This is a genomic window from Burkholderia sp. JKS000303, from assembly GCF_002563755.1.
In the GTDB taxonomy this organism is placed as follows: Bacteria; Pseudomonadota; Gammaproteobacteria; order Burkholderiales; family Burkholderiaceae; genus Burkholderia; species Burkholderia anthina_B.
This window is the reverse complement of the sequence record NZ_PDBZ01000001.1, coordinates 650172-670125: the sequence shown is the minus strand read 5'-3', so window position 1 is coordinate 670125 and position 19954 is coordinate 650172. Positions and strand designations below refer to the sequence as shown.

Sequence of the window (19954 nt, the reverse complement as noted above, 5' to 3'; positions counted from 1 at the left end):
GACATGTCTTTCCCGATCTCCACGTGGCCGGCCGCGCTCGCGCTGGCCCTGGCCGCAGCCGTCGCATCGACGGCCATCCTGCGCGTGCTGCTTGCGACCGGTCTCGCATGGCGGCTGGCCACCGACATTCCAAACGATCGTTCGCTCCATACGCTGCCGACACCGCGCGTCGGCGGCTGGGGCATCGTGCCCGTGTGCGTCGTCGCGCTGCTGGCGCTCGCGCCGCGGCTGGGGCTGATCGCGGCCGCGGCAGCGGGGCTCGCCGCGCTGTCCCAGATCGACGACCGGCGCGGGCTGCCGGCGCGCGTGCGGTTCTCCGCGCACCTCGCGGCAGTCGTCGCGCTGGTTGCCGTCTATCCGGCCGCTGCGCCGTGGTGGCTGCTGGTCGGCGTGGGCTTCGTGATGGTCTGGCTGACGAACCTGTACAACTTCATGGACGGCGCGGACGGTCTCGCGGGCGGGATGGCGCTGTTCGGCTTCGGCGGCTATGCGGTCGCGGCGCTGGGCGGCGCGAATCCGTCGCCCGACCTGGTCGTGGCCGGCGCGGCGGCTGCCGGCGCGGCGCTCGGCTTTCTTCTGCTGAATTTCCATCCGGCGCGCTTGTTTCTCGGCGATGCCGGCTCGATTCCGCTCGGCTTTCTCGCCGGCGCGCTCGGCTACTGGGGCTGGCGCACGGATGTGTGGCCCATCTGGTTTCCGGCACTGGTGTTCTCGCCCTTTATCGCAGACGCATCTGTAACACTTTTGAGACGTCTGTTACGCGGAGAAAAGTTCTGGCAAGCGCACCGCGAGCATTATTATCAAAGGATGGTGCGATCGGGGGTTGGCCACCGTCGTACCGCTCTTTATTGGTACCTCATCATGCTCGCAGGCATAATCGTCGCCGTGTGGGCAAAGGGCCGCCCTGAACTGCAGCAATGGCTGTCGTTCGTCGCTTGGTACGGCGTCCTGGCATGTCTCGGAGTCGTGGTCGACATGCGTTGGCGCCGGTTTCAGTCGGCCGCCAAAAACAACTCGTGAGGTTTCCCGCCGATGTTGCGATCCAAAGCATCGTGGCTGTCGCTGAGTGCTTTCCTGTTCGACCTGATGGCGGTTGTAGCCGCCTGGTTGTTCGCCTATCTCGTCCGTTTCAACGGCAGTATCCCGCCTGACTTCCTGAGCGGCGGCTCGACCGCGCTCTTCTGGGTGCTGCCGGTCTATGCGCTGATGTTCCACGTGTTCGGCCTCTATCGCGGCCTGTGGGTGTTCGCGAGCCTGCCCGATCTGGTGCGGATCTCGAAGGCGGTGATCGGCGGCGGCGTGATCGTGATGATCGGCGCCGTGATGTTCCAGCCGTCGCCGATCATTCCGCGCTCGGTGCTGCTCGTGTCGCCGCTGATGCTGTTTCTCGCGATGGGCGGCGCGCGTGCGCTGTATCGCGCGACCAAGGAGTTCTACCTGTACGGCGGACTCGTCGGGCAGGGCAAGCCGATACTGGTGCTCGGCGCGGGCACGGCCGGCGCGAGCCTCGCGCGCGAGCTGTCGCGTTCGGGCGAGTGGCGTCTCGTCGGCCTGCTCGACGACGACGTCACCAAGCAGGGCCGCGAAATCTACGGCTACAAGGTGCTCGGCTCGTTCAACGACCTGCAGCACTGGACCGACGCGATGAAGGTCGAGTACGCGATCATCGCGATTCCGTCGGCGTCCGTCGAAACGCAGCGCCGCGTCGCGACGCTGTGCGTGCGCGCCGGCATCAAGGCGATGGTGCTGCCGTCGCTGACCGCGCTGATGCCGGGGCAGGGCTTCCTGTCGCAGGTGCGGAACATCGACCTCGAGGATTTGCTCGGCCGCGACGCGGTGACGATCGACACGCCGCACGTCGAGGCGCTGCTGCGCGGGCGCGTGGTGATGGTGACCGGGGCGGGCGGCTCGATCGGGTCCGAGCTGTGCCGGCAGATCCTCCGCTTCAAGCCGGCGCAACTAGTGGCGTTCGATCTCTCCGAATACGCGATGTACCGGCTCACGGAGGAACTGCGCGAGCGCTTCCCCGACCAGCCGGTGCTGCCGATCATCGGCGATGCGAAGGATTCGCTGCTGCTCGACCAGGTGATGTCGCGCTATGCGCCGCACATCGTGTTCCATGCGGCCGCATACAAGCACGTGCCGCTGATGGAAGAGCACAACGCGTGGCAGGCGCTGCGCAACAACGTGCTCGGCACGTACCGCGTCGCGCGCGCGGCGATCCGCCACGACGTGCGCCATTTCGTGTTGATCTCGACCGACAAGGCCGTCAATCCGACCAACGTGATGGGCGCGAGCAAGCGGCTGGCCGAAATGGCCTGTCAGGCATTGCAGCAGACGAGCGGGCACACCCAGTTCGAGACGGTGCGTTTCGGCAACGTGCTCGGCAGCGCGGGCAGCGTGATTCCGAAGTTCCAGCAGCAGATCTCGAAGGGCGGCCCGGTGACGGTCACGCACCCCGAGATCACGCGCTTCTTCATGACGATTCCGGAGGCATCGCAGCTCGTGCTGCAGGCCTCGAGCATGGGCCGCGGCGGCGAGATCTTCATCCTCGACATGGGCGAACCGGTCAAGATCGTCGATCTCGCGCGCGACCTGATCCGCCTGTACGGTTTCTCGGAAGGGCAGATCCGCATCGAGTTCACGGGGCTGCGCCCCGGCGAAAAACTCTACGAGGAACTGCTCGCGGACGACGAGGCGACGACGCGCACGCCGCACCCGAAGCTGCGCATCGCCCGCGCGCGCGAAGTGCCGGGCGGCCTGCTCGACGAACTGCTGCCGTGGCTGATGCAGAACCGCGTGCTGAGCGACGACGAGGTGCGGCGCGATCTGCGGCGCTGGGTGCCGGAATACCAGACGACGGTTGCGCCGGTGCTGCAAAGCGTGCCGGCGGTGCGCGCGGTGTCGAACGAGTAACGCACCGCCGCACGAAACAAAAAAACGCCCCGCGGGGCGTTTTTTTTTGGCCGGCGACAACCGTCGCCCGGCATCGCTCAATGCCCGCGCTTTTCCTTGCGCACGACCATCCAGCGCGGCACCCGGAACCGCACGATGCTGATGTACAGCCACACGTAGGTGAGCGCGAACAGCACGACGAACACGAACAGGTGCACGGTATGCCGCCAGAACAGGGTCGCGGGAATCACCGCGATCAGGCACAGCAGCCACAGGTACGGCGACGTCAGCGAGTTGCGGCGCGTGAGATCGTGCGCGTGCTTCGTGCCGACGGCCCAGCGCATCAGCCGCTTGTACACCAGCATGTGCAGGTGCACGCCGTCCGGAATGCCGGGCGACATCCCGCGAATGAATTTCTTCCGGTAGATCGAGAAGCAGGTCTCGAAGATCGGGTACATGAACAGCAGCACCGGGTACCACGCGGACACTTCGCGGTTGCGCATCACGAGCATGATCGCGAGTTCGGCGAGCATGAAGCCGATGAAATAGGCGCCGCCGTCGCCGAGAAAGATCAGCCCGGCCGGGAAATTCCACAGGAAGAACCCGAGCACCGCGCCCATCATGATGATCGACGCGGACATCACGACCGGGTCGCCGACCTCGAACGCGACGTACGCGAGCGACGCGAACATCATGAAACTGACCATCGACGCGAGCCCGTTGAAGCCGTCGATGATGTTGATCGCGTTCGCCAGCGCCGCGACCGCGAGCACGGTCACGCATGCCGAAATGGCCACGTAGCGGAGCAGGAAGTCGAGCGGCGGCACGCTGATGCGCGTGACCGCGATGTTCAGCAGCCAGAACGCGAGCGCGGCGGCGGCCATCGTGCAGAGCAGCCGTGCGCGTGGCGACACCTTCTTGGTGAGGTCCTCGACGAGCCCCGACAGGAACGCCGGCATCCCGCACGCGACGATGCCGAGGATGCTGCCGGCGATCGTCGGGTAGCGCTGCGTCAGCAGTAGCGCCGACGCGACGACCCCGGTGAGGATCCCGATGCCGCCGACGCGCGGCACCGGCCGCACATGGAATTTCTGCACGCCGGCCAGGTCGCTGTCGATCGAGAATTTCTCGTGCAAATGCGCGTAGCGCACGATGAACAACGTGACGAGCAGGGAGACGATAAAGCCGGACGCGAAGCTGAGCATGGGATCGCTCGAAAAATGGACAGCGGATTATACAAAACCGCGGGGGTTCCCCTCCTGCCATTTCCAGTGATCGGCGCACATCTCGTCGATTCCGAGAGTCGCACGCCAGCCGATCAGGTCGGCCGCGGCCTGCGGATTCGCGTAGCACTCGGCGATGTCGCCCGGGCGGCGCGCGACGAGTTCGTACGGCACCGCGCGGCCCGACGCCTTTTCGAACGCGCGCACGACTTCCAGCACGCTGTAGCCCTGGCCCGTGCCGAGGTTCACGACGAAGCTCGCATCGCGCGTCGCGAGCGCGTCGAGCGCGGCGATGTGCCCCTTCGCGAGATCGACGACGTGGATGTAGTCGCGCACACCGGTGCCGTCCGGCGTCGGATAGTCGGAGCCGAACACGCGCAGCCTCTCGAGCTTGCCGACGGCGACCTGCGCGACGTACGGCATCAGGTTGTTCGGGATGCCGGCCGGATCCTCGCCGATCAGCCCGCTCGCATGCGCGCCGACCGGGTTGAAGTAGCGCAGCGTCGCGATCCGCCACGACGGGTCGGACACCTCGAGATCGCGCAGGATCTGCTCGGCGATCAGCTTCGACTGGCCGTACGGGTTGGTGGCGGAGAGCGGGAACGATTCGTCGATCGGCGAGCGCTCCGGCACGCCGTACACGGTCGCCGACGAGCTGAACACGAACTGCCTGACGTTGCGCTCGCGCATGACCTTGAGCACGGCGAGCAGGCCGCCGAGGTTGTTCTGGTAGTACTCGATCGGCTTCGCGACCGACTCGCCGACCGCCTTGAGCGCCGCGAAATGGATCGTGCCGGTGATCGGATGCGCGTCGAACACCTTCGCGAGCGCGGCTTCGTCGCACACGTCGATCTGGTGGAACGCGGGCGTGCGGCCCGTGATCCGCTCGATGCGCCGCACGGACTCGGCCTTGCTGTTGACGAGGTTGTCGACGATCACGACATCGTAGCCGTTGTCGAGCAGCTCGACGGCCGTGTGCGAGCCGATGTAGCCGGCGCCGCCGGTGACGAGGATGGTGCCTTTAGCGGTCATTGCTGATGCGCTCCTTCAAAGTGTGATGCCCGTCAACGAATGGATGGTCTGTCGGTAACGCTCGACGACGTGCTGCTCGTCGAATTCTGCCGCGACTTTTTGTCGGCCGCGTGCACCCATGGCTTCGCGCCCGGCCGTGCCGAGCTCGACCATGCGAATCAATTGTTCCGCGAGGCTCGCGCTGTCGCGCGCGCGGCACAGGAAGCCCGTTTCGCCATCGGCCACGACGTCGCGGCAACCCGGCACGTCGGTCGCGACAATCGGGCGGCCCATCGCGGACGCCTCCATCAGCGTGCGCGGCACGCCCTCGCGGTACGACGGCAGCACGACGCAGTCGGCCGCCGCGATGTGCGGGCGCACGTCGTGCGCCTCGCCGAGATAGTCGACGACGCCTTCGCCGACCCACGCGTCGACATCCGCGCGGCCGATCGCGCTCGGGTTGTCGACACCGAGTGGCCCGAGCAGCTGGAAGCGCGCGGCCGGATAGCGCTGGCGCACGACGCGCGCGGCTTCGACGTATTCGCGCACGCCCTTGTCCCACAGCAGCCGGCCGATCAGCACGAATACCGGCGCGGCGCCGGCCGGCAGCGGCACCGGCGCGAACTGTTCGAGATCGACGCCTTCGCCGTGCAGCAGGCGCGCGCGCTCGGGGTGGGCGAGCAGTTTCTCGTCGGTGAAGGTGGCGAGATCGTCGCGGTTCAGGAACCAGACTTCACGCGGGAAGCGGAACGCGAACCGGTACAGGCGCTTCGCGACGCTCGCCGCGCGGCTTTTCTGGATGAATACGTAACCGAGCCCCGTCGTGACCGCGATCGACGGCACGCGCGCGAGCCACGCGGCGACCGACCCGTAGATGTTCGGCTTGATCGTGTAATGGAACACGAGATCGGGCGCGAGCGCGCGGTAATGGCGCACCAGCGCGGCCAGCGTGCCGAGATCCTCGCGCGGGCTCGTGCCTTTCGACGCGACGGCGAGCGCGACGTAGCGGCAGCCCATCTGCTCGAGCAGCGGCACGGTGCGGTCGTGCGGTGCGATCACGATGACCTCGGCGCCGCGCGCGACGAGCGTCCGGATCAGCCCTTGGCGGTAGGTGTAGATCGCCCAGGCCGTGTTGCACACGAGCGCGATGCGCAGCGGGGAGGTAGCGGACATGAAAAAAAGGAAAAATAAAGCGTCGAAAATGCCGGATATCGGCTACGCGGACGGCCGCGCGGCGAACAGCGCCTGCTTGATCCGCTGCAGCGTCCGGTACGGCGTCACGAAATGCAGCAGGTTCTTGGCGAGGCCGGCCCAGTCGTACGGGTTCAGCGCGTTGAAGTGGCGCAGCAGCAGCGACAGGGTCGACATCAGCTGGCGGCGACGCTTGGTCGCGCTGATCCCGCCCTCATTGAGCTCGTAGTAAAGGCCGAGCTCCGGCAGGTTCGCGCAATCGTAGCGTTGCATTAACCGTAAAAAAAGATCGAGATCCTCGGCCGCGCGGTACTTCGCGCGATAGTTGCCGACTTCGCGCACGGCGTCGATGCGCAGCATGACCGACGGATGCACGAGCGGCGAGCGCAGGAAGCGCGTGCGGCGCAGCGCGCGCGGATCGGCGGGCGGCGTCAGCATGAAAAGCGGCTCGCCGGCGCGCGACACGACCTGGGTCCACATGCCGACGCAGGCCACGCGCCGGTGGGCGTCGAGATACGCGCGCTGTTTCGCGAGGCGCATCGGCGCGGCGAGATCGCCCGCGTCGATCCGGGCCGCATAGCGGAAACCGCGTGCGGCGAGCGCGTCGATGCCGGTCTGGAGCGCGCGCTCGATGCCGCCGTTCTGCGGCATGCGCAGCACCTCGATCTCGAGGCCGGGCAGCGTCGGCGCGACGATCGGCGGCGTGCTGCCGTCGTCGACGATCAGCACGTGAACCGGCGCGTCCTCGCGAAACGACGCGAGGGTGCGGGCGACGTCGTCGTGCCCGTTGTAGGCCGGCATCAGCACGGCCACGTCGTCGAGCGGGAGCGGGCAATCGGGAGACGTCATGGGCGCAGCTTGAAACGAATGTAATAAAAATTAACGGCGGCGGCGGCGACATAGCCGGCCGCGAGCCCGACGAGCGCGCCGTACAGGCCGAGCCGCGGGATGGCGAACACGTTGACGAGCGCGGCGATCGCGAGCGCGAGCAGCCATTTCGCCAGCAACACGAATTTTGCTTGATATTTGAGAACGATAAGATTGCCTATCGCCTCGATGCCGGCCGGCACGGACAGCCAGACGGCCCAGCGGAAGATGTCGACCGACGCCTCGTAGCCGTGGCCGAACACCTTGCCGACGATGAGCGGGGCGGCCGCGTCCAGCACCAGCGCGCCGGCCGTCATCAGCGCGGCGGTCATCGCGATCAGCCGGACGATGTTGCGGCGTAGCCGCGCGACGTCCTGCACGCGGTACACGAACGCCGGCGCGATGGTCTGCGCGAGCATCAGCGCGAGCGTGATCCAGTTCTCGTTGAGCTGCTGGGCCGCCGCGTAGCGGCCGAGGTCGGCGAACGACACGTGGCGCTCGAGCATCAGGCGGTCGAGCTTCAGGAACAGGTACATGCAGATCAGGCCGAGCCAGAACACGGTGCCGGCGGTCGCAAAGTGCCTGAACAGCGGTTTGTCGAACGTCCAGCCGAGCGCGCCGCCGTTACGATGGCGGTAGTAGAGCAGCAGCGCGAAGCCGATCACGGCGGCCTCCAGCGCCCACAGCCACGCGAAGCGGGCCGGGCCGGCGGCCGCGCGCACCAGCAGCCAGACGAGCAGCGCCTTCGCCAGCGCCGTGACCATGCTGGTCACGAGCTGCGGCTTGCTGTAGGTCATGCTCTGCAGCCACGCGTTGATCACGCCGACGAACGGCTCGCGAAACACCATCGTGACGGCGAGGCCGGCGAGCATCGCGCCGACGAGCGGATCGAACGCGCCCGCGCCGATCGCGATCCAGGTCGCGACCAGCGCGAGGGCGGACACGCCGATCCGCAGCGCGAATGCGCTGCCGAGCACCGCGCCGAGCTGGGCCGGCGGGCGCTGGACGATGGTCGGAACCAGGATTTCGGCGCCGCACACCCAGGTGAGCGGCGCCAGTACGAGGAGAAGCGTATTCGCATACTGCCATTTGCCGAACACGTCCGGCCCGAAATAACGGGCCAGAAGACCGCTGATCGCGATCGCGACGCCGATCTGCGTGAGCCGTTCGAGCCCCAGCCAGACGAGGTTCGCGACGGCCTTCGCGACGTCCGGGTTGCCGAATCGTTTCAGCATGCGGGACAGCCGCACGCGCGCGAAGCGGCCGGGAAGGTGCCCGGGGGCGGCGGATTGGCGGCGGCGGAACGGCTAGGCATTAAAATGGGCGCAATGCGCGTCATCAAAACCCGCGATTATAAGTTGGATCGGGGCCGCTCCCGCCGTCCCGTTCCTCGTTGCGCGGAGCCCGCATGTATCATGCCGGGCACACGCAAGAGGCGGCCAGATTACTTTTCATGCACGCAACCGAGAGAGAATCGATGATCTCCCAATCCATTTTCAAGGCATATGACATTCGCGGTGTGGTCGGCAAGACGCTCGACGCCGACACGGCGCGCGGGATCGGCCAGGCCTTCGGCAGCGAAGTGCGTGCCCAGGGCGGCGACGCGGTCGTCGTCGCGCGCGACGGCCGCCTGTCGGGGCCCGAGCTCATCGGCGCACTCGCCGATGGCCTGCGTGCGGCGGGCGTCGACGTCGTCGACGTCGGCATGGTGCCCACGCCGGTCGGCTATTTCGCGGCGAGCGTGCCGCTCGCGCTGAAGGGCGGCGAGCGTCGCGTCGATTCGTGCATCGTCGTCACGGGCAGTCACAACCCGCCCGACTACAACGGCTTCAAGATGGTGCTGCGCGGCGCCGCGATCTACGGCGAGCAGATCCAGGCGCTGTATCGCCGCATCGTCGACGCGCGCTTCGAGACGGGCAGCGGCTCGTACGAAGCGGTCGACGTCGCCGACCAGTACATCGAGCGCATCGTCGGCGACGTGAAGCTCGCGCGCCCGATCAAGCTCGTCGTCGACGGCGGCAACGGCGTCGCGGGCCCGCTCGCCACGCGCCTGTTCAAGGCACTGGGCTGCACGCTCGTCGAGCGCTTCACCGACATCGACGGCACGTTCCCGAACCACCACCCGGATCCCGCCCACCCGGAAAACCTGCAGGACGTGATCCAGGCGCTGAAGGACACCGACGCCGAACTCGGCTTCGCGTTCGACGGTGACGGCGACCGCCTGGGCGTCGTCACGAAGGACGGCCAGATCATCTATCCGGATCGTCAACTGATGCTGTTCGCCGAGGAGGTGCTGTCGCGCAACCCGGGCGCGCAGATCATCTACGACGTGAAGTGCACGCGTCACCTCGCGCAATGGGTGAAGGCGAAGGGCGGCGAGCCGCTGATGTGGAAGACGGGCCACTCGCTCGTGAAGGCGAAGCTGCGCGAGACGGGAGCGCCGCTGGCGGGCGAGATGAGCGGCCACGTGTTCTTCAAGGATCGCTGGTACGGCTTCGACGACGGCCTCTACACGGGCGCGCGCCTGCTGGAGATCCTCACGAAGACGGCCGACCCGAGCGCGCTGCTCAACGGCCTGCCGGACGCGATGAGCACGCCCGAACTGCAGCTGTGGCTCGACGAAGGCGAGAACTTCCGCCTGATCGACAAGCTGCAGAAGGAAGCGAAGTTCGAAGGCGCGGACGAAGTGGTGACGATCGACGGGCTGCGTGTCGAGTATCCGGACGGCTTCGGCCTCGCGCGTTCGTCGAACACGACGCCGGTGGTGGTGATGCGGTTCGAAGCGGAGACGCGCGAAGGGCTCGAGCGCATCCAGGCGGACTTCCGCCGCGTGCTGACGGCCGCGAAGCCGGACGTCAAGCTGCCGTTCTGAGTTCGCGCGGCCTGCGGGCCGCGACCGGCGCGACGCCCGGGCCGACGGCCGGGCGATTCGTCGCGCCATTTCCGAAAAAGCGGCGCACGCGTACTGCGTGCGCCGCTTTTTGCCTGTGTGGTTCACCGGGCGCGATAAAATCGCGTCTTTATGCCTGTCGCCGGCTGTCCGCCGGCGTTTTTTCAGCGTGCAAAAGATCCTGATCGTGCGCGTGTCGTCGCTGGGCGACGTCGTGCACAACATGCCGGTGATCGCCGATATCCGGCGACGCCACCCCGACGCGCAGATCGACTGGCTCGTCGAGGAGAGCTTCGTCGACCTCGTGCGGCTCGTCGACGGCGTGCGTGAAGTGCTGCCGTTCTCGCTGCGCCGCTGGCGCAAGAAGCCGTTGTCGGGCGCGACGTGGCGCGAGATCCGCGCGTTCCGCAAACGCTTCGCGGCCGAGCAGTACGACCTCGTGATCGACTGCCAGGGCCTCATCAAGACGGCCTGGGTCGCGAGCTGGGCGCACGGCCCGCTCGTCGGCCTCGGCAACCGCACCGACGGCGCGGGCTACGAGTGGCCCGTGCGCTTCTTCTATCGCAAGCGCGTGCCGATCGCGCCGCGCACGCACGTGGTCGAGCGTTCGCGCCAGCTCGTCGCGGCCGCGCTGGGCGACCCGGCGCCGACGCCGGCCGACCCGGTCGACTTCGGCCTCGACACGCGTGCGGCCGCGCTCGCGGTCGCGGCGCTCGGGCTGAACCTGCCGGTGCCGTACGTGGTGTTCGTGCACGCGACGTCGCGCGCCGACAAGCAATGGCCGGACGCCGCGTGGATCGAGCTCGGCCAGGCGCTCGTGCGGCGCGGCGCGTCGCTCGTGCTGCCGTGGGGCAACGACGCGGAGCGCGCGACCAGCGAGCGGCTGGCTCAGGCGTTCGGCGAGGCGGCGATCGTGCCGCCGAAGCTGTCGCTGCCGGCCGTGGTCGGCCTGATCGACGGCGCCGCCGCGACGGTGGGGGTTGATACAGGTCTGGTTCATATCGCGGCCGCGCTGAAGCGTCCGACGGTCGAACTGTACAATTTCTCGACGGCCTGGCGTACCGGCGGCTACTGGTCGCCGAACGTCGTCAATCTCGGCACGGCGGGGCAGCCGCCGTCGATCGCGCAGGTGAAGACGGCGCTCGCGGGCTTCGGTCTGCTGTAATGCCCGTCATGCCTGCCTTGTCTGTTACGCACGCGAATCGACCATGAGCGAATCCCAGATCATCGAAGTCCCGTCCGCCGACTGGAGCGGACACAACCTGTCGGCGCCGCGCGAGCAGTTGCTGGCCGCGGTCGAGGAAGGCAAGGTGCTGTATTTCCCGCACCTGCGCTTCGCGATCGAAGGCGGCGAGGAAGCGCTGCTCGATCCGGCGCTTGCCGATCCGAAACGCAAGAACATCAGCCTCGCGCCGAACGGCGGCGCGCTTGCCGGCGTGCTCGGCGACAGCGTCACGCAGTCGGCCGTACGCGCGCTGGTCGCGCGCTTCCAGCATCAGGCGGGCACGCTCGTCGACGGCCTCTTTCCCGAATACCGCGGCAAGCTGCGCGTCGCGCCGACGAGCCTGCGGCTGATGCAGGTCGAGACGCGCCAGACGTCGTGGCGCAAGGACGACAGCCGGCTGCACGTCGACGCGTTTCCGTCGCGGCCGAACTACGGCGAGCGGATCCTGCGCGTGTTCACCAACGTGAACCCGGCCGGCCAGCCGCGCGTGTGGCGTGTCGGCGAACCGTTCGAGGACGTCGCGAAGCGCTTCCTGCCGACGATCCGGCCGCAGTTGCCGGGCGCGGCATGGCTGCTGAACCTGCTGCACGTGACGAAGTCGCCGCGCAGCGCATACGACCACCTGATGCTGAACCTGCACGACGGGATGAAGGCCGATCTCGACTACCAGAAAACCTGTCCGCAGCAGACGATGCCGTTTCCGCCGGGCAGCGTGTGGATATGTTTCTCCGATCAGACTTCGCACGCTGTGATGTCCGGCCAGTTCATGCTCGAGCAAACCTTCTTCCTGCCGGTCGATGCGATGGTGCGCCGCGAATGCGCGCCGCTCGGCATTCTCGAGCGCCTGCAGGGCAGGGCGCTGGTTTGAGCGCGCACCGCATTCGCCGCTCCGGAGCCCGCGCATGCTGAGGGCGATCTATCGCGCGCTGTGGTGGCTCGTCGCGCCGGTCGCCGTCATCCGGCTCTTGGTGCGTTCGCGCAGGGAGCGCGGCTATCGCGAGCATATCGGCGAGCGCTTCGGCCACGGCGCGGGCCGCTCGCCGGACGATCGCGCGCCGCTGGTGTGGGTGCATGCGGTGTCGGTCGGCGAGACACGTGCCGCCCAACCGCTGATCGATGCGCTGATGCGTGCGCGTCCCGACGCGCGCATCCTGCTCACGCACATGACGCCGAGCGGGCGCGCCACCGGCGAGCAGATCTTCGGCGATCGCGTGCTGCGCTGCTACCTGCCGTACGACATGCCCGGCGCGGTACGGCGCTTCCTGCGCGCGTGGCGGCCGACGCTCGGCCTCGTGATGGAAACCGAGGTGTGGCCGACGCTGATCGACGAGTGTCGTCGCGCGGACGTGCCGCTCGTGCTGACCAATGCGCGGATGTCCGCGCGCTCGCACCGGCGCGCGGCGAAGTTCGGTGCGGCGACGCGCGACGTGTTCGGCGGCTTCTCGCGCGTGCTCGCGCAGAGCCCGGCCGATGCGGAGCGGCTGTCGTCGCTCGGCGCGCGCAACGTGACGGTGCTCGGCAACCTGAAGTTCGACATGACGACGCCGCCGGAGCTGGCGGCGCGCGGCCACGCGTGGCGCGACGCGATCGGTGCGCGGCCCGTGTGGGTCGCGGCCAGCACGCGCGAGAACGAAGAAGCGCTGGTGCTGCAGGCGTTCGCCGCGATGCGCACGCCTGGCGCGCTGCTGATTCTGGTGCCGCGTCATCCGCAGCGTTTCGCCGAAGTCGAGGCGCTGGTCGAGCGCGGCGGGCTCAAGTGCGTGCGGCGCTCCGCGTGGGCTGCCGACATGGCGGCGCTCGCGGCCGGGCACGCGGCGGCCGAACCGCTGCCGGCCGACGTGGCCGTGCTGCTCGGCGATTCGATGGGCGAGCTGGGCGCGTACTACGCGGCGGCCGACATCGCGTTCATCGGCGGCAGCCTGCTGCCGCTCGGCGGGCAGAACCTGATCGAAGCGTGCGCGGTCGGTGTGCCGGTGTTGATCGGGCCGCACATGTTCAACTTCACGCAGGCGAGCGCCGATGCGGTCGCGGCCGGTGCGGCGATGCAGGTCGCCGATCCGCTCGATCTCGCGCACGTGCTCGACGCGCTGTTTGCCGACAACGCGCGACGCATCGCGATGGGCGCGGCCGGCGCGGCGTTCGCATCGCGCCATCGCGGCGCGACCGCGCGTTCGGTCGACGTGCTCGCGGCGCTGCTGCCGCCGGTGGAGCGCGGCACGCGCGTGACAGAGGACGCGCAGGACGCGTCCGACGACTAGACGCAGGCGGCGCAATGCCGCCGGAGCAGGCGAGGCGGCCGCGGGTGCCGCCTTGCCGCTCAGACCGTCAGCAATCCCTTCTTTTCGATGAACGCGACGACGTCCGCGACGCCTTCGAGCGCCTTCAGGTTCGTCATCACGTAAGGGCGCTCGCCGCGCATCTTCTTTGTGTCGGACGCCATCACGTCGAGGTTCGCGCCGACGAGCGGCGCGAGGTCGGTCTTGTTGATCACGAGCAGGTCGGACTTCGTGATGCCGGGGCCGCCCTTGCGCGGAATCTTCTCGCCGCCCGCGACGTCGATCACGTAGATCGTCAGGTCCGACAGCTCGGGGCTGAAGGTCGCCGCGAGATTGTCGCCGCCCGATTCGATGAACACGATGTCGGCATCGGGAAAGCGCGACAGCATCCGGTCGACGGCCTCGAGATTGATCGACGCATCCTCGCGGATCGCCGTGTGCGGGCAGCCGCCCGTCTCGACCCCCATGATGCGCGCCTCGGGCAGCGCACCCGCGACCGTCAGCAGGCGCTGGTCTTCCTTCGTATAGATGTCGTTCGTGATCGCGACGAGGTCGTACCGCTCGCGCATCGCCTTGCACAGCATTTCGAGCAGCGTGGTCTTGCCGGAGCCGACCGGGCCGCCGATGCCGACGCGCAGCGGCGGCAGTTTCTTGGTGCGGCGGGCGGAGGAGGGAGCGAATGCGTTCATGGCGGGTATCGGATTCAGGAGCGGAACAACCGCGAATACTGGGTTTCGTGCCGGGCGGACAGGATGCCGAGCTGCGGCGCAAAGGTGTTGATCGCGTCGGGCGGCGTGGCGAGCGCGCGGCGCACGGCCGCGTCGATTGCGCCGCGCAGCGCGACGATGATGCGCTGGCCCGCGAGCTGGCCGAGCGGCACCGCTTTCAGTGCCGCCGACGTCTGGTTTTCGACCCAGCCGAACGCGTATGCGGCGAGCACCGCGTCGGCGCCGGCGTCGTGTGCGGCGGCTGCATAGGCGAATGCGGTCGGCAGCGCGATCGGCGACAGCGATGCGAGCGTCGCGCGACGCGCGGCATCGCCCCATTCGAGCGACGCGCAGAGCTGCGCGAGCGACCAGCCCATCTGTTCGGTCTCGCGGCGCAACTCGGCCGATTCGCGGCTCGCGACGAACCACGCGTTCTCGCGTACCAGCGCGTCGGCATCGTGCGCGTGCCAGCGTGCGAGCTGGTGCGCGAGGAACGGCAGCTCACCGTGCGCGAGCACGTCGGTCAGCCCGCTCGCGATCCAGTCGCGCGCGGTATCGGCATCGCGGATCAGGTTCGCGTCGAGCGCGGCTTCGAGTCCCTGCGAATAGCTGAACGCGCCGATCGGCAACGCGGGCGACGCGAGATGCAGCAGCGCGACGAGCTCAGTGGTGGTCATGGCCGTGGTGGCCGTGCGTGCAGCCCGGACCATGCTGATGATCGTGATCGTGATCGTGATCGTGATCGTGATCGTGCGAGTGAGCGTGGCCGTGGCCGTGGTGCTCGCCGAATACCTGCTGCGCGAGCGCATAGTCTTCGGCGAACGTCGCATCGTGCCCGTGCTTGTGACCGCCGCCATACGCGCCGGCTTCCGGCTGGAACGGCGCGTGCGTCTCTTCGACCTGCGTGCCGAGCCGGCGCAGCATGTCCGCGAGCACCGGGTCGGCTTCGAGCTTCAGGTAACCGTCGCCGATCTCGACCGGCGTATGGCGGTTGCCGAGGTGATACGCGGCGCGCATCAGCGTCAGCGTGTCGCCCGCGCGCACGCGCAGCACCGTTTCGGGGGCGGCGGCGATGCGCACGAGCGCGCCGTCGTCGGCGACCAGCACGTCGCCGTCGCGCAGCACGGTGCCGCGCGGCAGCAGGACCGCGACGTCCTCGCCGGTGTCGAGCGTCGCCGCGAGGCGGCTCTTGCAGCGGGCGTCATAGGCGAGCGTGAGCGTCGGCGCGCGCGCGACGAGCGACGCGGCGAGCTTCACGTTCGGGGCAATGCGTTTGTCGAGGGTGCGCATGGAACGAAAACCGGAAATCAGAACAGGAAATAGCGCTGCGCCATCGGCAGCACCGACGCCGGCTCGCAGGTGAGCAGTTGCCCGTCGGCGATCACGTCGTAGGTTTCGGGATCGACGCTGATCGACGGCCGCCACGCGTTGTGGATCATGTCGGCTTTCGTCACGTTGCGGCAGTTGCGCACCGGCACGACGCGCTTCGCGAGCCCGTAGCGTTCGGCGATGCCCGCATCGGCGGCCATCTGCGACACGAAGGTCAGCGACGTGCGCGCGAGCGCGCCGCCGCGCGTGGCGAACATCTCGCGGTAGTGGACCGGCTGCGGCATCGGGATCGACCCGTTCGGGTCGCCCATCTGCGCGACCGCGATCATTCCGCCCTTCAGGATCATCGACGGCTTGATCCCGAAGAACGCCGGCTCCCACAGCACGAGGTCGGCCCACTTGCCGGGCTCGATCGAGCCGACTTCGTGCGCGATCCCGTGCGTGATCGCCGGGTTGATCGTGTACTTCGCGACATAGCGTTTCGCGCGGAAGTTGTCGTTGCGCGTGCCGTCCCCGGGCAGCGCGCCGCGCTGCACCTTCATCTTGTGCGCGGTCTGCCAGGTGCGGATGATCACTTCGCCGACGCGGCCCATCGCCTGCGAGTCGGACGACAGCATCGACAGCGCGCCGAGGTCGTGCAGGATGTCCTCGGCCGCGATCGTCTCGTGGCGGATCCGCGATTCGGCGAACGCGAGATCCTCGGCGATCGACGGATCGAGGTGGTGGCACACCATCAGCATGTCGAGATGTTCCTCGAGCGTGTTGATCGTGTACGGGCGCGTCGGGTTGGTCGACGACGGCAGCACGTTCGCCTCGCCGCACACCTTCAGGATGTCGGGCGCATGGCCGCCGCCCGCGCCTTCGGTGTGGTACGTGTGGATCGTGCGGCCCTTGAACGCGGCGACCGTCGATTCGACGAAGCCGGCTTCGTTCAGCGTGTCGGTGTGGATCGCGACCTGCGTGTCGGTGTCGTCGGCGACCGACAGGCAGTTGTCGATCGCGGCGGGCGTCGTGCCCCAGTCTTCGTGAAGCTTCAGGCCGATCGCGCCGGCCGCGACCTGCTCGACGAGCGGCTGCGGCAGGCTCGCGTTGCCCTTGCCGAGAAAGCCGAGGTTGATCGGCCAGCCGTCGGCCGCCTGCAGCATCCGCTCCATGTGCCACGGGCCCGGCGTGCAGGTCGTCGCGTTGGTGCCGGTGGCCGGCCCCGTGCCGCCGCCGAGCATCGTCGTGACGCCCGATGCGAGCGCTTCGTCGATCTGCTGCGGGCTGATGAAGTGAATGTGCGTGTCGATGCCGCCGGCCGTCACGATCAGCCCTTCGCCGGCGATCACTTCGGTCGCGGCGCCGATCGCGATCGTCACGCCTGGCTGGATGTCGGGATTGCCGGCCTTGCCGATCGCGGCGATGCGGCCGTGCTTGATCGCGATGTCGGCTTTCACGATGCCCCAGTGATCGAGGATCACCGCGTTCGTGATGATCGTGTCGGGCACGTCGGCGGCCACGCGCTGCGACTGGCCCATGCCGTCGCGGATCACTTTTCCGCCGCCGAACTTCACTTCCTCGCCGTAGATCGTGTAGTCGCGTTCGATCTCGATCAGCAGTTCGGTATCGGCGAGCCGCACGCGGTCGCCCGTCGTCGGCCCGAACATTTCCGCATACGCGCGGCGGCTCAAGCGTAGTGTCATGTTGCTGTTCCTGAAGAGCGGGGCGCGCTTACAGCGGCCCCATCACCTTGCCCTGAAAACCGTAGACGACGCGCTCGCCGGCCAGCGCGACGAGTTCGACAGTGCGCGTCTGGCCCGGCTCGAAGCGCACGGCCGTGCCGGCCGCGATGTTGAGCCGGAAGCCGCGCGCGGCCGCACGGTCGAACGACAGCGCGTCGTTGACTTCGAAGAAGTGGTAATGCGAGCCGACCTGCACGGGGCGGTCGCCGGTGTTCGCGACGACGAGCGCGAGCGTCGCGCGGCCCGCGTTCAGTTCGTGTTCGCCGTCGTCGGTGAGGATTTCGCCGGGGATCATGCGGGGGCCTCGGTCACGGAATCGGGTGGTGGACGGTGACGAGCTTCGTGCCGTCGGGGAAGGTCGCCTCGACCTGGATGTCGGGGATCATCTCGGGGACGCCTTCCATCACGTCGTCGCGCGTGAGCAGCGTCGTGCCGTAGTGCATCACCTCGGCGACGGTCTTGCCGTCGCGCGCGGCTTCCATCAGCGCGGCGGTGATGAACGCGACCGCTTCCGGATAGTTGAGCTTCAGTCCGCGCGCACGGCGGCGTTCGGCCAGAAGGGCTGCCGTGAAGATCAGCAGCTTGTCCTTTTCTCGGGGAGTCAGTTTCATGAAGGCAATCGTTCAGGAAAACGTAATTTTTATCGGTGCGCAGGGTGCCGGCGAATGCGCGGGTCATCGTAGCACCGCGCCATTTTTCGTGCGTCGTGTATCCGTTATGTAAGCAGCAAGGTGTGTGCCATGTCGCTGGGACGCATGGCCATGCGCGTTCGTGGTGCGCGATGCATGAAACGCATGCAGCGCCGACGCCGCGCTGCGCCGAAACGGTGCGCGCCGTGTGCGGCGCGCTCAGGTTTGCCAGATTCGCAGCGGCCGCGCGTCGACGCCGTGCACGATCGGCCGCAGGTGCAGCCAGCAGTCGGTGAAGAGGCGCTGCAGCGTTTCCATCGACGTCGACAGCGCGCGCACCAGCACGACGCCGGGCGTCACGCAGGTCGCGCCCGCGCGCAGTGCGTCGTCGAACGGCAGCCGCGCGGCGAGCGCTTCGGCGAGCGCGGCATCGCACGCGGCGCCGGTCGCCCACAGCGTGCCGTAGACGGGGAAGCCGGCGAGGCCCTGCAGCGCGCCGCGCAGCGGATCGCGCGCATCGAGCAGCGCGCGCTCGGTCCACAACGGCCGGCCGGCGGCGTCGACCAGTGCCGACGTGGACACGATGCGGCCTGCCGACCACGCTTCGCCGGCCGCTTGCCGGCCGAGCTGCGTCGCGTCCCAGCCGATCGCGCTCGCGCCCGCGCCGAGCGTGACCGTGAAGTCGAGCGCGGCATGTGCCGCGTTGAAGAACAGGTTGTTCTGCGGCAGCCAGTCGAGCGTTGCGTGCGCGCCGAGCGTGATGCCGATGCGCTGGGTCGCGTCGAGCCCGTTCGACTTGTACCACTTGGTCGCGCCGGGTGTCGTCAGCACCGCATGCGTGCCGTCGCCGAGCGCGATGTCGATGTCGAGCCGGTCGCCGCCCGCGACGCCGCCCGGCGGATGGAGGATCACTGCGTGGCAGATCGCATCGCCTTCCGGATACAGCGGCCGCTGCACGCGCAGCGGGCCGTCGTGCCGCCGATGCGCGAGCGTCGTGCGCGCGCCGTGCCGTTCGAAGCCGAGTTCCAGGCGGCCGTGCCACGACTTGGCGATGGCGGGACGGGACAGCGGAGCGTGGGAGTCGAGAGCGGACATCGGCGGGAAGCGGGCGGACGGAGGAACAGGTGTGGGCGCGGTGGACATGGATGCAACCGCAACACTATACGAATCAGCTTTCGCGTGGCTGAACGCGGCATGAACGACTGGCGGCAGCGCCGACGTGCCGACGCTTGCCGTGTCGGCGAACGACGGACCGTTGCCGCCCGGCTTCGTTCCGCGCCGCCCGCGTCGCTACACGGCGATCAACTCGCGCACGCCGTTCGTTTCCATGTCCCGCGCATCGCCGCCCGCGACGATCTCGCCGCGGCTCATCACCCAGTAGCGATCCGCGATCGCGCGCGCGAAGTCGTAATACTGCTCGACGAGCAGCACGGTCATCTTCGATTCGTCGACGAGCTGGCGCAGCGTGCGGCCGATGTCCTGGATGATCGACGGCTGGATGCCCTCGGTCGGCTCGTCGAGGATCAGCAGTTGCGGCTCGCTCATCAGCGCGCGGCCGATCGCGAGCTGTTGCTGCTGGCCGCCCGACAGGTCGCCGCCGCGCCGCGCGCGCATGTCCTTCAGCACCGGGAACAGGTCGTAGATGCGGTCGGGCACCTTCGACGGCGCGCGGCGGCTTGCCGCGCCGACGAGCAGGTTCTCCTCGACGGTGAGTCGCGGAAAGATGTCGCGGCCCTGCGGCACGTACGCGAGCCCGGCCGCGACGCGCGCATACGGCGGCAGCGTGCCGAGGGCCGTGCCGCGCCACGACACGCTGCCGCTTTTCGCGGCGACGACGCCCATCAGGCAGCGCAGCAGCGTGCTCTTGCCGACGCCGTTGCGGCCGAGCAGCACGGTGAGCTTGCCGTCGTCGGCGGCAAGCGTGACGTTGCGCAGGATATGGCTGCCGCCGTAGTACTGGTTCAGTGCATCGATCTTCAGCATCGCA

The 19954-nt window shown here is 68.3% G+C and carries 19 protein-coding genes; 6 read left to right on the top strand and 13 right to left on the bottom strand.

Annotated elements, in window-relative coordinates:
• The first annotated feature begins 3 nt into the window (after positions 1–3).
• Entirely contained in the window at positions 4–1020 is a 1017-nt protein-coding gene (locus BX604_RS03265) for an MraY family glycosyltransferase (RefSeq protein WP_244108459.1), read from the top strand.
• A 12-nt stretch (positions 1021–1032) separates the two neighbouring features.
• Positions 1033–2916 carry a polysaccharide biosynthesis protein gene (locus BX604_RS03260; protein WP_098549551.1) on the top strand — a complete coding sequence of 628 codons (1884 nt, stop codon included), beginning with the start codon at positions 1033–1035 and terminating at the stop codon, positions 2914–2916.
• Positions 2917–2993: 77 nt separating this feature from the next.
• Here the strand turns inward: BX604_RS03260 and BX604_RS03255 are convergent, their stop codons facing one another.
• Genes BX604_RS03255 through BX604_RS03235 form a run of 5 tightly spaced genes read right to left on the bottom strand, consistent with a single transcriptional unit; the run spans position 2994 to position 8422 of the window.
• Positions 2994–4100 carry an MraY family glycosyltransferase gene (locus tag BX604_RS03255; RefSeq protein ID WP_098549550.1) on the bottom strand — a complete coding sequence of 369 codons (1107 nt, stop codon included), beginning with the start codon at positions 4098–4100 and terminating at the stop codon, positions 2994–2996.
• A gap of 27 nt (positions 4101–4127) precedes the next feature.
• Positions 4128–5150 (bottom strand): UDP-glucose 4-epimerase GalE, encoded by a 1023-nt coding sequence (galE, locus tag BX604_RS03250; RefSeq protein WP_098549549.1) that lies wholly within the window; start codon positions 5148–5150, stop codon positions 4128–4130.
• A gap of 15 nt (positions 5151–5165) precedes the next feature.
• On the bottom strand, positions 5166–6302 hold the full coding sequence (locus BX604_RS03245; RefSeq protein WP_098549548.1) for a glycosyltransferase family 4 protein: 1137 nt from the start codon (positions 6300–6302) through the stop codon (positions 5166–5168).
• Between the two features lie 42 nt (positions 6303–6344).
• Complete coding sequence (locus BX604_RS03240) at positions 6345–7169, bottom strand: glycosyltransferase (protein ID WP_098549547.1); 825 nt, start codon at positions 7167–7169, stop codon at positions 6345–6347.
• A complete protein-coding gene (locus tag BX604_RS03235) occupies positions 7166–8422 on the bottom strand; it encodes an oligosaccharide flippase family protein (RefSeq protein ID WP_098549546.1) in 1257 nt (418 codons plus the stop codon). Before BX604_RS03235 ends, BX604_RS03240 begins: the two co-directional genes overlap by 4 nt.
• A 242-nt stretch (positions 8423–8664) precedes the next feature.
• Here BX604_RS03235 and BX604_RS03230 point away from each other — a divergent pair, with 242 nt between their 5' ends.
• From BX604_RS03230 to waaA, 4 genes are all read left to right on the top strand, one after another.
• Complete coding sequence (locus BX604_RS03230) at positions 8665–10059, top strand: phosphomannomutase/phosphoglucomutase (RefSeq protein ID WP_098549545.1); 1395 nt, start codon at positions 8665–8667, stop codon at positions 10057–10059.
• A gap of 187 nt (positions 10060–10246) precedes the next feature.
• Positions 10247–11242, top strand: coding sequence for a lipopolysaccharide heptosyltransferase I (gene waaC / locus BX604_RS03225; RefSeq protein ID WP_098549544.1), 996 nt, complete (start codon positions 10247–10249; stop codon positions 11240–11242).
• A gap of 43 nt (positions 11243–11285) precedes the next feature.
• Positions 11286–12170, top strand: coding sequence for a Kdo hydroxylase family protein (locus tag BX604_RS03220; RefSeq protein ID WP_098549543.1), 885 nt, complete (start codon positions 11286–11288; stop codon positions 12168–12170).
• A 34-nt stretch (positions 12171–12204) separates the two neighbouring features.
• On the top strand, positions 12205–13560 hold the full coding sequence (gene waaA / locus BX604_RS03215; protein ID WP_098549542.1) for a lipid IV(A) 3-deoxy-D-manno-octulosonic acid transferase: 1356 nt from the start codon (positions 12205–12207) through the stop codon (positions 13558–13560).
• Positions 13561–13619: 59 nt separating this feature from the next.
• On the opposite strand, the gene ureG is transcribed toward waaA, so the two are convergent.
• From ureG to urtE, 8 genes are all read right to left on the bottom strand, one after another.
• A complete protein-coding gene (gene ureG / locus BX604_RS03210) occupies positions 13620–14267 on the bottom strand; it encodes an urease accessory protein UreG (RefSeq protein ID WP_098549541.1) in 648 nt (215 codons plus the stop codon).
• Between the two features lie 14 nt (positions 14268–14281).
• Positions 14282–14962 (bottom strand): urease accessory protein UreF, encoded by a 681-nt coding sequence (locus tag BX604_RS03205; RefSeq protein ID WP_098549540.1) that lies wholly within the window; start codon positions 14960–14962, stop codon positions 14282–14284.
• The gene (gene ureE / locus BX604_RS03200) at positions 14949–15575 is read right to left on the bottom strand and encodes an urease accessory protein UreE (RefSeq protein ID WP_098549539.1); all 627 of its coding nucleotides are present in this window, start codon (positions 15573–15575) and stop codon (positions 14949–14951) included. The genes BX604_RS03205 and ureE overlap by 14 nt, the downstream gene beginning before the upstream one ends.
• A 17-nt stretch (positions 15576–15592) precedes the next feature.
• Positions 15593–17299: an urease subunit alpha gene (gene ureC / locus BX604_RS03195; protein ID WP_098549538.1), complete on the bottom strand. Its 1707-nt coding sequence runs from the start codon at positions 17297–17299 to the stop codon at positions 15593–15595.
• A gap of 28 nt (positions 17300–17327) precedes the next feature.
• Entirely contained in the window at positions 17328–17633 is a 306-nt protein-coding gene (locus tag BX604_RS03190; protein ID WP_098549537.1) for an urease subunit beta, read from the bottom strand.
• 13 nt (positions 17634–17646) lie between these two features.
• Positions 17647–17949: an urease subunit gamma gene (gene ureA / locus BX604_RS03185; protein ID WP_006048588.1), complete on the bottom strand. Its 303-nt coding sequence runs from the start codon at positions 17947–17949 to the stop codon at positions 17647–17649.
• Positions 17950–18186: 237 nt separating this feature from the next.
• Entirely contained in the window at positions 18187–19062 is an 876-nt protein-coding gene (locus BX604_RS03180) for an urease accessory protein UreD (RefSeq protein WP_098549536.1), read from the bottom strand.
• A gap of 195 nt (positions 19063–19257) precedes the next feature.
• Positions 19258–19950 carry an urea ABC transporter ATP-binding subunit UrtE gene (gene urtE, locus BX604_RS03175; protein WP_098549535.1) on the bottom strand — a complete coding sequence of 231 codons (693 nt, stop codon included), beginning with the start codon at positions 19948–19950 and terminating at the stop codon, positions 19258–19260.
• Positions 19951–19954 lie beyond the last annotated feature (4 nt).

Coding starts and splice junctions, on each gene's coding strand:
- urtE (WP_098549535.1), bottom strand. CDS start 19,950: ATGCTGAAGATCGATGCACTGAACCAGTACTACGGCGGCAGCCATATC.
- BX604_RS03230 (WP_098549545.1), top strand. CDS start 8,665: ATGATCTCCCAATCCATTTTCAAGGCATATGACATTCGCGGTGTGGTC.
- BX604_RS03190 (WP_098549537.1), bottom strand. CDS start 17,633: ATGATCCCCGGCGAAATCCTCACCGACGACGGCGAACACGAACTGAAC.
- BX604_RS03245 (WP_098549548.1), bottom strand. CDS start 6,302: ATGTCCGCTACCTCCCCGCTGCGCATCGCGCTCGTGTGCAACACGGCC.
- BX604_RS03205 (WP_098549540.1), bottom strand. CDS start 14,962: ATGACCACCACTGAGCTCGTCGCGCTGCTGCATCTCGCGTCGCCCGCG.
- ureG (WP_098549541.1), bottom strand. CDS start 14,267: ATGAACGCATTCGCTCCCTCCTCCGCCCGCCGCACCAAGAAACTGCCG.
- BX604_RS03260 (WP_098549551.1), top strand. CDS start 1,033: ATGTTGCGATCCAAAGCATCGTGGCTGTCGCTGAGTGCTTTCCTGTTC.
- BX604_RS03265 (WP_244108459.1), top strand. CDS start 4: ATGTCTTTCCCGATCTCCACGTGGCCGGCCGCGCTCGCGCTGGCCCTG.
- BX604_RS03235 (WP_098549546.1), bottom strand. CDS start 8,422: ATGCTGAAACGATTCGGCAACCCGGACGTCGCGAAGGCCGTCGCGAAC.
- waaA (WP_098549542.1), top strand. CDS start 12,205: ATGCTGAGGGCGATCTATCGCGCGCTGTGGTGGCTCGTCGCGCCGGTC.
- BX604_RS03255 (WP_098549550.1), bottom strand. CDS start 4,100: ATGCTCAGCTTCGCGTCCGGCTTTATCGTCTCCCTGCTCGTCACGTTG.
- BX604_RS03180 (WP_098549536.1), bottom strand. CDS start 19,062: ATGTCCGCTCTCGACTCCCACGCTCCGCTGTCCCGTCCCGCCATCGCC.
- BX604_RS03220 (WP_098549543.1), top strand. CDS start 11,286: ATGAGCGAATCCCAGATCATCGAAGTCCCGTCCGCCGACTGGAGCGGA.
- ureE (WP_098549539.1), bottom strand. CDS start 15,575: ATGCGCACCCTCGACAAACGCATTGCCCCGAACGTGAAGCTCGCCGCG.
- galE (WP_098549549.1), bottom strand. CDS start 5,150: ATGACCGCTAAAGGCACCATCCTCGTCACCGGCGGCGCCGGCTACATC.
- ureA (WP_006048588.1), bottom strand. CDS start 17,949: ATGAAACTGACTCCCCGAGAAAAGGACAAGCTGCTGATCTTCACGGCA.
- BX604_RS03240 (WP_098549547.1), bottom strand. CDS start 7,169: ATGACGTCTCCCGATTGCCCGCTCCCGCTCGACGACGTGGCCGTGCTG.
- ureC (WP_098549538.1), bottom strand. CDS start 17,299: ATGACACTACGCTTGAGCCGCCGCGCGTATGCGGAAATGTTCGGGCCG.